A 13,951-nucleotide genomic window follows, 5' to 3' on the forward strand; every position below is an offset into this window, starting at 1 on the left:
TCGTCGTTCTGGAAAGCCGGTTCGTGAGTTGATTATCAGCGGGCCGCACTAATGACTGTCGATGGCAATTACGCCTTGCAGTTCTACCATTGCCAGCCCAAACGAGGACGCTTAGCGTCAAGGCATATTAAGAAGGGGCATCAAAAATGAAACGCGCATCATTACTCGCCACGGCTCTCTTACTCTGGTCATCAGCCGCATTTGGCGGAGATCAGAACCAGACACTAGAGGACTTCTCTAGCGATCTCGTCGAGCTTTACAGCCTTTCAGGGATTACTAAGAACCAATTAGCTGCCATGAACCCTAAAGCTCAGGTGTATGCGGTTCATCGTTTAATGAAGCAAGCAAACCAGTTTCAAGCTAAGTGGCGAGATAGTGATCTGGTTGAAATTGATCGCTTCCATGTCTCCGGAGGCGATCAACCGGCACTCGATATTGAGTTTCGCTTCAAATGATAAAAGCCCCGGCAAGTGCTGGGGCTTTCTTTTATCTGTGAAGGCACTTTAAAAGCGCTTTAAACGCTCCTTGACAAGGCAACTGGAATTTCGATGATTCCGATTTCCCCTGACAAAATTCCGAAAAATCGCGTCACGCTACACCGGAATTCCGGTGAGACAAATCGAGGAAAAAACGATGGAAAAACAACGTCCGAAGACAGAAATGGTGGGCCCGGAGGGACTCGAACCCCCAACCAAGCGGTTATGAGCCGCCGGCTCTGACCAATTGAGCTACAGGCCCACGCAACACTGCACCTACCCTAAAGAAAGATACGACACAAGCTGTCAATTACACGAGTTGCCCTAATGCGCACATATTCGATTGTCATTCATGCAACTCAAGACACGATTCATCTGAATTGAACCGCCAGGTTGCAAATCAACTGCGTTTCAGGCCAGATATTGTGGCGTTTTGCTTTAGAGGGAACTTAAATACACTCAATGACAAAGCAGAAATGGCTTCTCAAGGAGTCTGCTTTGCACAAGCTGCCTCAACTTTCTCTACAGGAGATTTTATGAACAACCGCGCTACTACCCTTCTTGCCACTTCATTTTCGGCAATCATGCTTGCAGGTGCATTTTCACTGCCAGCTGCAGCGCAGGAGAATCACATGACGAAGCAGCCAGCACGCATTGCAGTGACCGGCGAAGGCAAGATGAACTCTGCCCCGGACATGGCAATTCTGAACCTCACTGTATTGCGCGATGCTGAAACGGCACGCGAAGCAATGACGGCCAATAATGAAGCAATGGCCAAGGTGCTGGAAGCAATGAAAAAGGCCGGCGTCGAGGAGCGTGATCTCCAGACCAGCGGCATCAATATTCAGCCGCGTTATGTCTACCCAGACGACAAGAATGGCCTGAAAGAACCAAAAATCAGCGGTTATAGCGTATCCAACAGCCTGAGCGTGCGTGTGCGTGATCTGGCCAAGGTTGGCAATGTCCTCGATGAATCCGTAACGCTTGGCGTCAATCAGGGCGGCGACCTTACCTTCGTGAACGATAATCCAGCTTCCACGATCAACGAAGCCCGTAAGCGTGCCGTTGCTGATGCTATTGCCAAGGCAAAGACCCTTGCCGATGCAGCAGGTGTTGGCCTTGGTCGGGTCGTTGAAATCAACGAACAGAGCCGTCCGCCTATGCCGATGCCAATCGCGCGTCAGGCCAAGATGATGTCAGCCGCTGCCCCTGAGGATTCCGTTTCAGTCGCAGCCGGTGAAAACAGCTATAATGTTTCGGTCAACGTCGTTTTCGAGATCAAGGAATAACGACAAAGAAGGGGCGTTCACGCGCCCCTTTTACTCTACCAGTCTAAGACAACAGAAAAAGCCAGCCTGAGTTTCAGGCTGGCTTTTTGTTTAGTCACTAGGTCCGATTAACGGATGATTGGGCAACCGCGTACATTGGCGAATACAACGCCGGTCGGGCGACCATGGCGGAAGCCGCGTACCTGAACCGATTTTCCGCGATAAGCAACGCGTGCGTTACGAATACCCATGCGGTGTGCCTTCATCTTGGCGCCTTCAACCGAGCAGGCCGGACCGCGATAGGCAGGACGTCCATGATGACGATTACCACGATAATCGATGTTGATCACAGGCGAATGCGCTGCGGTGCTGACCGCAGGCACGGATGCAGGCGATGCAGCATTTGCCGAAGCACCAGCGGTGAAGACGGCAGCGAAACCGATTGCAGCAGTGACAACGAATGACTTGAGCGACATTGCGGACATCTTAAAACCCTTTCGAACTTTTATCAGGTGATCTTTACCCGAGACATCCGATAAGTAGGCCATCGAACATGAACGGAAAGCCAAGCTCACGTTCATATAGCGTTCAGTTTGGTAAACACCGTCAAGGACCGATACAACGTATCCTCATAAAAATAATATAAAACAATCACTTAAGTTGAAAAGTAGCGCCAAACCGAAATCGCTAAAGAGCGAACATTAAACTTAATTAATGCACCCTATTAAGATGATTAATCCAATGGCACCATGTGCTGGATGTATTCTTCTTCATCCTTGAGTTCATGATCAAAAGCCGTCACCTTGCCGCGAACGGAGACCCCGGCTTCATAGATCGTATCTGGCGAACCTGATACCAGAGGGTGCCACCAATAGAGATCAGCACCTTCTGCAACCAAGCGATAAGCACAGGTAGCCGGAAGCCAATTGACTTCATGAACGATCTCAGGCGTCAGGAACACACAATCCGGCACCGTTTTGCGACGGTTCGGATAGTCGCTGCACTTGCAGCTCTCTGCATCCAGAAGTGTACAGGCAACAGTCGTCCAGTAGACTTCCTCAGTGTCGTCATCCAGCAATTTATGCAGGCAGCACTGACCGCATCCATCGCACAGGCTTTCCCATTCCTGTCGGTTGAGCTGCTCTAGAGATTTGGTTTGCCAGAAGGGTTTCTTATCCATGACGCTGCATATAGTGCAATTAGATACTTTTGGGCATGGGCAAATCGCCGCCCTTCCCTATTGAATGCTGAGCATTCTTGCGTTAGACAACCTTCGTCATCCTTATGACCGTAAGCGTCTTACGTTAGGCAACGCATCAATTTAGCTGGGAACAGCTATCCGCTTTGATGTTTCGTTGCGCGTTCCCCGCATAATATTCAGGAATACATATGTCTCAGTTTAACGGGTCACGCCGCAGAAAACTGCCAGCGCGTTATGCATCTATTGTGATGCCATTCATTCTTTCGATCATGATGACGTTCGTCGTCTCGCTGATCGCAACGGCGAAAAGCCTTGGCTTTGCCCACCCTGATCTGGCCTATAGCTGGATGACTTCGTGGGCTCTGTCCTGGGCAATAGCCTTCCCGGTCCTGCTTGCCATCCTGCCAGTGGTTCGAAAGATGGTCGGCTTCGTCTGCCATCCGCATTAGAGCGCCGTGCGCCCTTTTGAGCGCACAAAGGACGCTCTAAACTATCGAATCTACGCATCGTGCTTTCCGAAAATCGATTCCGATTTTCGGGCCGATGCTGTAGAGCGCCGTGCGTCCATTCGGACGCACAAAGGTCGCCCTTTTGCGTAGGATAATGAGATAATAAATAACTAGAGCACACAAAAAAGCCGCGCAGTGTTCATGCGCGGCTTTTTCAATTTATTGTAGTTCGCTTAGCGGAAGATAGCTTCGCCCTGCTCATCCACGATCTGACGGCCCTTATTAAGCGAAATGCTCGCGGCATCTTCAATGCCAGGGCAGCGATCAGCGCGCACAAAGCGATGTTCTTTCAGCTCACCATTGATCGTCTTCGAGATAACACCGCAAACCTGATACTGGCCGCCTTCGCTGTAAGGCGTCGCGATGATCAGAAAGTCTTTGTGTTCAAGACGCCCAGCTTCTTTCGGTTCTGCTGGGGTTTCTTCAACAGAGCCACCGCCAAAAAGACGCTTCAGAAAAGACATAACGCTCCCTCTTTATAAAAATCGCCCGAAACCGTATCCGGCATCGGGCGAGGAGTTATTAGCTGTCGAGGAACGAACGCAGCTTGCGCGAGCGGCTCGGATGCTTGAGCTTGCGCAGTGCCTTCGCTTCAATCTGACGGATACGTTCGCGCGTTACCGAGAACTGCTGACCGACTTCTTCAAGCGTATGGTCAGTGTTCATGCCGATACCGAAACGCATACGCAGCACGCGTTCTTCACGCGGTGTAAGCGATGCGAGAACGCGGGTCGTCGTATCGCGAAGGTTTGCCTGAATGGCCGCATCAATTGGCAGCAGCGCATTCTTGTCTTCGATGAAATCGCCCAGGTGTGAATCTTCTTCATCACCAACTGGCGTTTCAAGCGAAATTGGTTCTTTGGCGATTTTCAGAACCTTGCGCACTTTTTCAAGCGGCATGGCCAGCTTTTCAGCCAATTCTTCCGGCGTTGGTTCACGACCGATTTCATGCAGCATCTGGCGCGAGGTACGAACGATCTTGTTGATCGTTTCGATCATATGCACCGGAATACGGATGGTGCGGGCCTGATCGGCAATCGAACGGGTGATCGCCTGACGGATCCACCAGGTCGCATAGGTCGAGAACTTGTAACCACGGCGATATTCGAACTTATCGACCGCCTTCATCAGACCGATATTGCCTTCCTGAATAAGATCAAGGAACTGAAGGCCACGATTGGTGTACTTCTTGGCAATCGAGATAACGAGACGAAGGTTGGCTTCCACCATTTCCTTCTTGGCGATGGTTGCTTCGCGTTCGCCCTTCTGAACCTGATTGACGATGCGACGGAATTCGCCAATCGAAATCGCGGTTTCAGTAGCCAACATCTGAATTTCCGAACGCAGACGATCAATCGTGCGTTCTTCCTTCGTGGCGAAGTCTTTCCAGCCGCGAGCAGCCAGAGTGCCGACGCGCTCAACCCACTTTGGATCAAGTTCGTGACCCTGATATTCCTTCAGGAACTCTTCACGACGCACGCCAAACGATTCAGCCAGACGCAGCAGCTTGCCTTCGTTCTGAACGAGACGCTTGTTGATGTCGTAAAGCTGTTCAACCAGCTGTTCGATACGGTTCTGGTTCAGCGAAAGCGACTTAACCGCCTTGATCAGCTGATCCTTCAGTTCCTTGTAACGACGTTCCTGGCTGGAAGACAGATCAGCGGCAGCAGCCAGACGGCTTTCAACCTGCTGGTCCTGCAGCTTACGCAGCTTGCGATAGGTATCTGCGATCAGATCGAGTGTTTCCATGACCTGTGGGCGCAGTTCGGCTTCCATAGCCGCCAGCGACAGGTTGGCTTCATCCTCGTCTTCTTCTTCCTCTTCCGCAGGCATGTCACCGCCGACATTGGTAATGTCGTCGTCATCACGCGAACGGCGCGGACCCTTGTCATCACGCGGCTTTTCTTCTTCCACGCGCTCGACAATCGGAGCCTGCTTGGCTTCCGGTCCGGCATAAGTGGTTTCAAGGTCGATGATTTCACGCAGCAGAATGTTGGATTCATTCAGCTGTTCACGCCAGATGATGATCGCCTGGAATGTCAGCGGGCTTTCGCAAAGCCCTGCAATCATCGTTTCACGACCGGCTTCAATGCGCTTTGCGATGGCGATTTCGCCTTCGCGTGACAGAAGCTCGACGGAACCCATTTCGCGCAGATACATGCGCACCGGATCGTCCGTACGATCGGTCGGCTCTTTCTTGGTAGTGGTGGCAGCAACAGCCGTTCCGGTCGATTCGACCAGGTCGCCGCCTTCTTCATTGTCGTCGTCGTTGTTGTCGTCGCGATCGTTTTCCTGTTCGTCGTCTTCAACGACGTTGATGCCCATGTCCGAAAGCATGGCCATCGTGTCTTCGATCTGCTCGGATGTCACTTCCTCGGAAGGCAGCACGGCATTCAGCTCGTCCATAGTGACGTAGCCGCGCTTCTTCGCGAGCTTGATCATCTTCTTGACAGCATCGTCAGAAAGGTCGAGAAGCGGCCCGTCGGTCGCACCTTCGCGCTCGACTTCGGCTTCTTCGTTTTCCTTAACCTTCGTTGCCATATTGCTCGTCTCCAGGCGACACCGGTCGCTTCTAAGATATATAGAGTGGTCAAACGGTTTTGCGAGAGCGCCGTTTAACTGTTGATTCTGCGAATAGCTGATTTCACGTTAATGCCGGATTAACCCTGCCGGTATTAACGGACCCTTTCGTCTCCAAATTCTTGTGGGTAGATCCGGGATCAATGGTCGCCTTCAAGGCCCTGCCCGGTCTGTTATTATGGCCCATCAAGGCTGATTTCAGGAGTCCACTTAGGGAACGTTTATCAATATCAGTTCTTTAATCCTTGCTCGAACTGTCGTGATTCCGTCATTTGTGCCGCACGTCAAGAGCGACTCACCTGATTCGGGTCCAAAAAGCGAATCATTTATTGTCGCGGCGCGTTCTCGGCCGTTTTCAACGCCTCAAATTCCCGCAAACCCGCCATTTCCGGCAGTTTGAAGTCTTTCGCCGTTTCCAGGTGATTCGGGGCCTGTGACATTAAACTGTTACGCGTTTACCTGATTGCAGGCAGCATGACTGAAATCACGAACTTCCCGGTGCGCGTCCCGATGAAAGTCCAAACCCGTCAATGAGGGCTTCGGTTGCTTCTGCCTGAGCAATCTGTTTCTGAATATCAATAAGTCGGGCGAAAATTTCACCCGTTTCATCCCTATCAAGCGATGCTTCGACAGCGCGCAACTCCCTATGTAGGGTGCGCGCCCGCTGATGCAAGTGAAGCGCCTGTTTTAAGGCTTCACGAACATCATCCTCGGCCGCCTGCGCCGTGGCCGTCCACTCGCGGGTACGCCTGACAACAGCTTCAAGCGTCTCGATCAATTCGACATGCCCGGCCGCAACCAGCGCCTTGCGCATCGCGTATCCATCTTCGACATGATTGGAGGCCAGCACATCCAGCATTGCCAGATGCAATACCTTCAAGGCCTCGTGCTCAAGATCCAGTGCGGCCATCGTCTCAAAATCTTCTTCGATCAAACGCGGATGGTTAAGCAGCATCAAAACGATTGCCGTTTCGCGCAGCGGCGCGTTGCGGCCTTTGACCATGTTGGAGCGTGTCAGACTGTCAGAAAACGACAGACGACCGCCAAAGGCAGCACCGCCGCGACCCTGCTGAGGGCCTCGCGCCTTATCTTTGCCACGATTAAACGTATTTCCGCCATTATTTTGCCGTCGCTGCCCAAAAAATGCCTGAGCTCTGTCACGCATTTCCTGACTATAATGGCGCCGAATGTCCTCATTTGCGATGCGGCTGGTGATTTCGCGCAAACGCGCTTCAAGTTCCGCACGGCGCTCCGGGGTGTCGTAAACGCCGCTGGCAGTCTCACGCGTCCAGACCATATCGACCAGCGGCTTAGCATCACGCAAAACGGAATAAAACGCTGATGGACCTTCTGCCTTCACCAGATCGTCCGGGTCCTGCCCTTCGGGAAGCATGGCGAAACGCAACGATTTACCCGGTTGCAACGTAGGCAATGCCAGATCAGCCGCACGATAGGCTGCGCGAACACCTGCGCCATCGCCGTCAAAGCAGAGGATAGGTTCAGGACTGATGCGCCAAAGCAATTCAAGCTGCTCTTCTGTCAGTGCCGTCCCGAGCGGCGCCACGGCCTGCTCAATGCCCGCCTGTGCCAGCGCAATCACATCCATATAGCCTTCAACAGCGATGATAGGCTTTGCCGGTTCGCCGCCCTGTGGCTGACACGCCTTGCGTGCACGGAGGCCATTATAAAGAATGCGGCCCTTATGAAACAGCTCGGTTTCCGGTGAATTGAGGTATTTTGCAGGGGCATCAGCCGAAAGCGCACGACCACCAAAAGCGACAATGCGTCCGCGCAAATCCTCAATCGGAAACATGATACGATCACGGAAACGATCATAGGAAACCGCAATGCCTTCACCATGGACAACGAGGCCGCAGGCTTCGATCTGGTCTTTCGCGATACCTTTGCCCGCCAGGAACTCTTTCAGCGCATTGCGCGATTCCGGCGCATAGCCAATGCGAAAAGTCTGCTGTGTTGCGCTGGAAAGTCCGCGATCGCGCAGATAAGCACGCGCCTTTGCGCCTGCAGCAACCTGCAGCTGGCTTTCAAAAAACTGCGCTGCAAGCTCCATCACATCATAAAGCGATGCGCGCTGCGCTTCGCGCTTTTCCATTTCCGGATCGCGTGCGGGCATCGGCACGCCAGCCATGTCAGCGACGCGCTCCACTGCTTCAGGAAAGCTTGCGCCTTCCAGCTCGGTCAGAAATTTGAAGTGATCGCCGGTTACTCCGCAACCGAAACAGTGGTAACGTCCCTTACGGTCTTCGCAGTGGAAGCTTGGCGTTTTTTCGCCATGGAACGGGCAACAGCCCCAGAAATCACCCTTCGGCGGATTGCTCTTTTTCCGATCAAACGAAACGCGCGTTCCGATCAGCGTCGAGATCGGCACGCGATCTCGGATCTCATCGAGAAAGGAAGGCGGAAAACGCATTACGATTGTCTCTTTCAGCTCAGCAGGCAATTTGTTCTTCAGCATATATAGGCGCGCGCGAACACGCAGTCCATGACACAGAAGCGGCCCTCCCCGCTAATCACAGTCCGCAGTACATAGGGACTGCGTCGCCCGATATGTCATAAAACTGTCACATATCTTTCACATTTAAGCGACGCCGCTTGATTTAGAGGGATTTCAGGCTCATATTCCCTCATTAATATAATTAGCCGGAACATATTTTTTCTCTTTTTGTTGTTTAGACTTAATTGAAAAATTTGATCCCCCAATCTCCAACCCGAAAGGAGTTCCAATGAACGGTTCTCTTGTCCTTTTGCATCTTGCTGGTGCTGTTGCTCTCCTTCTTTGGGCGACCCGCATGGTGCGAACGGGTGTGGAGCGCGCCTATGGTGATCGGCTACGCCGTCGTCTGCGCAATCAGATGCAGAACCCGCTGCTGGCGATAGCCTTCGGCCTCGTCATGGCAATTGCCCTGCAAAGTTCCACCGCAGTCACACTTTTGGTCGGCTCTTTTGTCGGATCAGGCATTGTGAGCGGCGTTGCGGGCTTGATGGCTGTGCGCGGCGGCGAACTTGGATCGGCGCTTGTCGTCAAGATCCTGAGCTATGATCTGACCTTGCTTGTGCCGCTCTGCCTTGTTTCGGGCACCGCGATTTTCATGACCACCGAGCGACGGGACTGGCGCCAGATTGGCCGCATCCTCGTCGGCATCGGCTTGCTCATTATGTCTCTGGAAATGACAGGACAGGCCACGGAGCCGCTGCGTCAGAGCGAGCTGCTGCCAATTATCGTAGATTATCTGTCCAGCGATCCGGTGACGACTTATCTTCTGGCCGCACTGATGACCTGGTTGTTCCATTCGAGCATTGCAGGCGTCATCCTGCTGACCACATTCGCGTCCCGGGGACTAATCACGCCGGAGCTTGCAGTTATCATGGTGCTGGGTGTTAATCTCGGCTCGTCCATTATCGCCCCAATTCTGACCCGCAACGCGCCACCAGAAACCCGCGTCGTCCCGCTCGGCAATTTGCTGATGCGCGGCGCAGGTTCGCTGATCATGCTGGTGCTGTTTGAAAGCTTCAAGCCTTCGCTCGGTTTCCTCGGCGGCGACCCTGTCTCGCAGGTGGTCAACGCGCATATCCTGTTCAATGTCATCATCATGCTTGCGGGCATTCCATTGTCCGGCCTGGTTCTGCGAGCAACAGAAGCATTGGTGCATCTCAACTCGGACAAGAATGCCCCCGTTCAGCCAATCGAGGTCGAAGAATACAGCGCGCTCGATAATGCGGTGCTCGACCGCCCTTCGCAGGCGCTTGCCAATGCAACGCGCGAAGTTGTGGGCGTCTGCGACACGATCGAAGTAATGCTGCGCCGCATTATCGACCTTTACGAGAAGCCGGATCAGGCCCGTATTAATGAACTCGCAGCACTCGATGACCGGGTCGACAAAAAACATGCGGCGATCAAGCTTTATCTCACCAGGCTTGCAAGCAAGGACCTTGATGAGTTTGAAGCGCTCCGTATGCAGGAGCTGATGGGTGCCTGCGTCAAGCTCGAACAGGTCGGCGACATCATCGTCCGCAACATGCTTGCGCATGTGCAAAAGAAGATGGACCACAATCTCGAATTCACCGAGGAAGGCTGGAAGGAGCTGAGCCACTTCCATGCCATGGTGCTGGCCAACGCGCATATGGCTTTCAACGTGATTGTTTCGCGTGATGGTCGCACGGCGCGCCTGTTGGTTCAGGAGAAAGACAACCTGCGCGATCTCGAAAAGCAGACGAGTATGCGTCACTTCTCGCGCCTTCGCGAAGGCTCAACGCGCAGTATCGAAACAAGCACCATCCATCTCGACACCATTCGCGATCTCAAGCAGATTAATTCATTGCTGGCATCGATGGCATATCCGGTTCTCGAAGAACAAGGACTGCTCAGTGCAACCCGCTTGAAGACAGCGAAACAAAGCTAACAAAAAGCCCCGCAGAAGCGGGGCTTTTTTATTTACAACAAAGGCGCTTCTATTGAAGCAGTGTCTTCACCAGAGCGCTGGCTTTGGTGAAGTCCATCTGGCCTGCATAGCGTTCTTTCAATGCAGCCATGACCTTGCCCATATCGCGAAGGCCCTGCGCACCGATATCTGCAATAACCGTTTCACAAGCCGTCTTGATCTCATCATCGCTCATCTGCGTTGGCAGGAAATCATTGAGGATCGCAATTTCCTGACGTTCGCCTTCAGCGAGCTCAATACGATTGCCTTCTTCATAGATGCGCGCGGATTCTTCGCGCTGCTTGACCATCTTTCCGAGAATGCCAAGCAGTTCCTCGTCGCCAACCGGATCTTTGCCAGCGCCGCGATTAGCAATGTCACGGTCCTTAACCGCAGCCATAATCAGACGCAGTGTCGACAAGCGCAGCTTATCCTGTGCCTTCATTGCATTGGTAAGTGCCTGAGAAATCTCCTGGCGAAGCATAACGTCTCTCCTGACGGTTAGGTAAGAAATATAGCTATACAGCAATGCTGCATATCCGCCGAGCTGTCGAAACCATCATCCCACAAGTAAAAACTCGGCAATTATCGCCGATATTACCGGAAACAGTGGATCAAGACGATTGACCCCGCGCCCAACTTTCTCTATTGCTCGAGGCTTAGCAGGACATCGGCATGTGCTCACGGCGGAAGGTTTTTAACCCCGCTGCTTTTTGGCGCGTATATGGCTCTAAAAGTTCCAGTTTTCAAGCAGCCTCTCAACTGGCTGGCTGAAAACAGGCGCATGTCGCATACTGATAAACTCGAAACGTGCGCCAGACGGCAGCCGCGAAACCACACAGGAGTGCACCTATGACCGAAACCACATCGAAAACCGCACCCTGGACGACGACCAAGCGAACCGCCATTCTGGTTCTGGCAGACGGAACCGTTATCGAAGGTCAGGGCCTTGGCGCAACCGGCGCGATTGAAGCCGAAGTGGTCTTCAACACCGCCCTCACCGGTTATGAAGAAATCCTGACCGATCCATCCTATGCCGGACAGATCGTGACCTTCACCTTCCCGCATATCGGCAATGTCGGTGCGAATGCTGAAGACATCGAAGACCTGACGCCAGCCAATCGCCACGGCGCAGTCGGTGCAATCTTCAAGGCAGACATCACAACGCCTTCGAACTTCCGTTCATCGGAAGACCTCAACACCTGGCTCAAAAACCGCGGCGTCATCGCGCTCGCCGGCATCGATACCCGCGCCCTCACATCGCTGATCCGTGAGCGCGGCGCGCAGAATGCCGTCATCGCACACGATCCTGAAGGTAAGTTCGACATCGACGCTCTCAAGGCCCGCGCTGCAAACTGGAGCGGTCTGGAAAATCTCGATCTGGCAAAGGATGTCACCATCGGCCAGAGCCTGACCTGGGACCAGACCCCGTGGACGCTAGGCGAAGGCTATAGCGAACAGGCCGACAACCAGTATCATGTCGTAGCACTCGACTTCGGCGTGAAGCGTAACATTCTGCGTCTGCTTTCCGGCCTCGGCGCGAAGGTCACGGTTCTGCCTGCAACCGCTACTGCAGAAGATGTACTGGCCTATAATCCAGACGGCATCTTCCTTTCGAACGGCCCTGGCGATCCGGCTGCCACCGGTGAATATGCTGTGCCAACGATCCAGAAGCTGGTTGATGCCGAACTGCCTGTTTTCGGCATCTGCCTTGGACACCAGATGCTAGCGCTGGCACTCGGTGCGAAAACCGAGAAGATGCATCAGGGCCATCATGGCGCAAACCATCCGGTCAAGGATTACACAACCGGTAAGGTTGAGATTGTTTCGATGAACCACGGCTTCGCGGTCGATTCCGACAGCCTGCCAGACCATGTAGAAGAAACGCATGTATCGCTGTTCGACGGCACCAATTGCGGCCTGCGCGTCATCGGCAAGCCGGTCTTCTCCGTACAGCACCATCCGGAAGCTTCTCCCGGCCCGCAGGATAGCCACTATCTCTTCCGTCGCTTCATCAATCTGATCCGCGAAAAGAAGGGCGAAGCTCTTCTGCCAGAACGCGAAGAGGCTGCGTGAATCAACGCTCTAGATTTGTTATTTAAGCATTTCCAGCAAAAGTGCGAAGCGGTTTTGCGTCGGATAATGCGTAAAAACAAACAGTTACAGCGGTTCCAACGATTCATTCTTAACTGGAACCGTTGTAAGACTCTGTTAAGAAAAGAAAAAGCCGGGATTTGATCCCGGCTTTTTCGTTGTTTATATCGGCTTTAGCGATCAGACATCGCCGCTGAAAGTATCGCAGGATTCGATCTTGCCGCTCTGGAAACCGCGTTGGAACCACTTGGCGCGCTGTGCAGACGTTCCGTGATTGAAGCTTTCAGGAACGACATAGCCCTGACTACGCTTTTGCAGCGTATCGTCACCAATCTGGTGCGCGGCGTTGATCGCTTCTTCAAGATCGCCAGCTTCCAGAATGCCCTTCTGGTTTGTGTAATATCCCCAGACACCAGCAAAACAATCGGCCTGCAATTCGACACGAACCGACATCTGGTTGGCCTGAGCCTGACTCATCTGCTGACGCATTTGGTTGAAGCGCGGCAGGATGCCGAGCAGATTCTGAACATGGTGGCCGACCTCATGCGCAATGACATAGGCATTGGCGAAATCACCCGATGCACCGAACTTAGTGGCAAGTTCATTGAAGAACGTCAGATCGATATAAAGCTTGCGATCACCGGGGCAGTAGAATGGCCCCGAAGCCGCCGAAGCCATACCGCAGGCTGAACGAACACCATCCGAAAACAGAACCATCGTCGGCGGCGTGTAAGTCTGTCCGCGCGACTGGAAAATTCCGCTCCATGTATCTTCGGTCTCAGCGAGAATGGTGCGAGCAAATTGTGTCGCCTCGTCATTGGCGACCTTGCCGCCCTCAGCAGGCGTGCGACCACTGCCCTGCTGCGTCTGCGTAGACTGGATACTACCATCACCAAACAGGAATGGCAGTGGATCAATGCCAATTGCACGCAACACGAAGAACATCACAACGAGAATGAGAATACCGGAAATGCCGCCGCCGCGAACGATGCGAAAGCCCGGTCCGCCGCCCATGCCGCCACCGCGACCAAAGCCGCCGCCGAGGCCACCACTTTGTTGTCCACGAACATCCTCAACATTATCGCTTTGTCTACGGCCTTGCCAACGCATGGACCAACTCCCCTTCACCGTGCCAGCCGTTAAGAAGGCAGCACCAATCTGTTGCAAGCAATTGTCGCACAAACAGTTGGCGCAGCAACAGAAAAAGTAAATGAGCGAGGATCACAAACAAACACGTATCTGCAACAAACGCACCAATGAGTGGTTGCAATCTCGACGCTTGTTTGTGATTTTCCGTAAATGCCCGCATTTTCTTTTAAATAAGGGCATTTGTGGGGTTCCGCTTTGGGTCATCATTGCCTATAAGGCCAGCTTAGCCCACAGA

General features: G+C 53.2%; 12 protein-coding genes and 1 tRNA gene. 5 read left to right on the plus strand and 8 right to left on the minus strand.

The genetic code is table 11. The features are described 5' to 3' along the window. Positions 1 to 146: 146 nt before the first annotated feature. On the plus strand, positions 147 to 455 hold the full coding sequence (locus ABWV94_RS11385) for a hypothetical protein (RefSeq protein ID WP_113497952.1): 309 nt from the start codon (positions 147 to 149) through the stop codon (positions 453 to 455). A gap of 206 nt (positions 456 to 661) precedes the next feature. On the opposite strand, the gene ABWV94_RS11390 is transcribed toward ABWV94_RS11385, so the two are convergent. Continuing rightward, positions 662 to 738: transfer RNA gene (locus tag ABWV94_RS11390), tRNA-Ile, on the minus strand. Positions 739 to 1,012: 274 nt separating this feature from the next. Here ABWV94_RS11390 and ABWV94_RS11395 point away from each other — a divergent pair. Beyond that, positions 1,013 to 1,765, plus strand: coding sequence for an SIMPL domain-containing protein (locus ABWV94_RS11395; protein WP_353413635.1), 753 nt, complete (start codon positions 1,013 to 1,015; stop codon positions 1,763 to 1,765). Between the two features lie 107 nt (positions 1,766 to 1,872). Here the strand turns inward: ABWV94_RS11395 and ABWV94_RS11400 are convergent, their stop codons facing one another. Both ABWV94_RS11400 and ABWV94_RS11405 read right to left on the minus strand, forming a co-directional pair. Beyond that, positions 1,873 to 2,229: a hypothetical protein gene (locus ABWV94_RS11400; RefSeq protein ID WP_007875905.1), complete on the minus strand. Its 357-nt coding sequence runs from the start codon at positions 2,227 to 2,229 to the stop codon at positions 1,873 to 1,875. A gap of 248 nt (positions 2,230 to 2,477) precedes the next feature. Then, entirely contained in the window at positions 2,478 to 2,924 is a 447-nt protein-coding gene (locus ABWV94_RS11405; protein ID WP_007875906.1) for a YcgN family cysteine cluster protein, read from the minus strand. Positions 2,925 to 3,133: 209 nt separating this feature from the next. Here ABWV94_RS11405 and ABWV94_RS11410 point away from each other — a divergent pair, with 209 nt between their 5' ends. After that, positions 3,134 to 3,394 (plus strand): DUF2798 domain-containing protein, encoded by a 261-nt coding sequence (locus ABWV94_RS11410; protein WP_079212104.1) that lies wholly within the window; start codon positions 3,134 to 3,136, stop codon positions 3,392 to 3,394. A gap of 233 nt (positions 3,395 to 3,627) precedes the next feature. Here the strand turns inward: ABWV94_RS11410 and ABWV94_RS11415 are convergent, their stop codons facing one another. From ABWV94_RS11415 to dnaG, 3 genes are all read right to left on the minus strand, one after another. Then, a complete protein-coding gene (locus tag ABWV94_RS11415; RefSeq protein WP_353413638.1) occupies positions 3,628 to 3,918 on the minus strand; it encodes an HlyU family transcriptional regulator in 291 nt (96 codons plus the stop codon). Positions 3,919 to 3,976: 58 nt separating this feature from the next. Beyond that, the gene (gene rpoD, locus ABWV94_RS11420; RefSeq protein WP_079212105.1) at positions 3,977 to 5,995 is read right to left on the minus strand and encodes an RNA polymerase sigma factor RpoD; all 2,019 of its coding nucleotides are present in this window, start codon (positions 5,993 to 5,995) and stop codon (positions 3,977 to 3,979) included. Positions 5,996 to 6,518: 523 nt separating this feature from the next. Continuing rightward, on the minus strand, positions 6,519 to 8,465 hold the full coding sequence (gene dnaG, locus ABWV94_RS11425; RefSeq protein WP_113498122.1) for a DNA primase: 1,947 nt from the start codon (positions 8,463 to 8,465) through the stop codon (positions 6,519 to 6,521). 313 nt (positions 8,466 to 8,778) lie between these two features. On the opposite strand from dnaG, the gene ABWV94_RS11430 reads away from it, so the two are divergent. Further along, positions 8,779 to 10,455, plus strand: a complete 1,677-nt coding sequence (locus ABWV94_RS11430; protein ID WP_112805645.1) for a Na/Pi cotransporter family protein — start codon at positions 8,779 to 8,781, stop codon at positions 10,453 to 10,455. A gap of 49 nt (positions 10,456 to 10,504) precedes the next feature. Here the strand turns inward: ABWV94_RS11430 and ABWV94_RS11435 are convergent, their stop codons facing one another. After that, the gene (locus ABWV94_RS11435; RefSeq protein ID WP_007875918.1) at positions 10,505 to 10,957 is read right to left on the minus strand and encodes a GatB/YqeY domain-containing protein; all 453 of its coding nucleotides are present in this window, start codon (positions 10,955 to 10,957) and stop codon (positions 10,505 to 10,507) included. 368 nt (positions 10,958 to 11,325) lie between these two features. On the opposite strand from ABWV94_RS11435, the gene carA reads away from it, so the two are divergent. Continuing rightward, positions 11,326 to 12,549, plus strand: a complete 1,224-nt coding sequence (carA, locus tag ABWV94_RS11440; protein ID WP_353413641.1) for a glutamine-hydrolyzing carbamoyl-phosphate synthase small subunit — start codon at positions 11,326 to 11,328, stop codon at positions 12,547 to 12,549. A gap of 198 nt (positions 12,550 to 12,747) precedes the next feature. Here carA and ypfJ read toward each other — a convergent pair whose 3' ends face one another. Next, positions 12,748 to 13,677 (minus strand): KPN_02809 family neutral zinc metallopeptidase, encoded by a 930-nt coding sequence (ypfJ, locus tag ABWV94_RS11445; RefSeq protein WP_113497946.1) that lies wholly within the window; start codon positions 13,675 to 13,677, stop codon positions 12,748 to 12,750. Between the last annotated feature and the right edge of the window lie 274 nt (positions 13,678 to 13,951).

This window comes from Brucella sp. NBRC 12953, assembly GCF_040369775.1.
GTDB lineage: Bacteria > Pseudomonadota > Alphaproteobacteria > Rhizobiales > Rhizobiaceae > Brucella > Brucella pseudogrignonensis.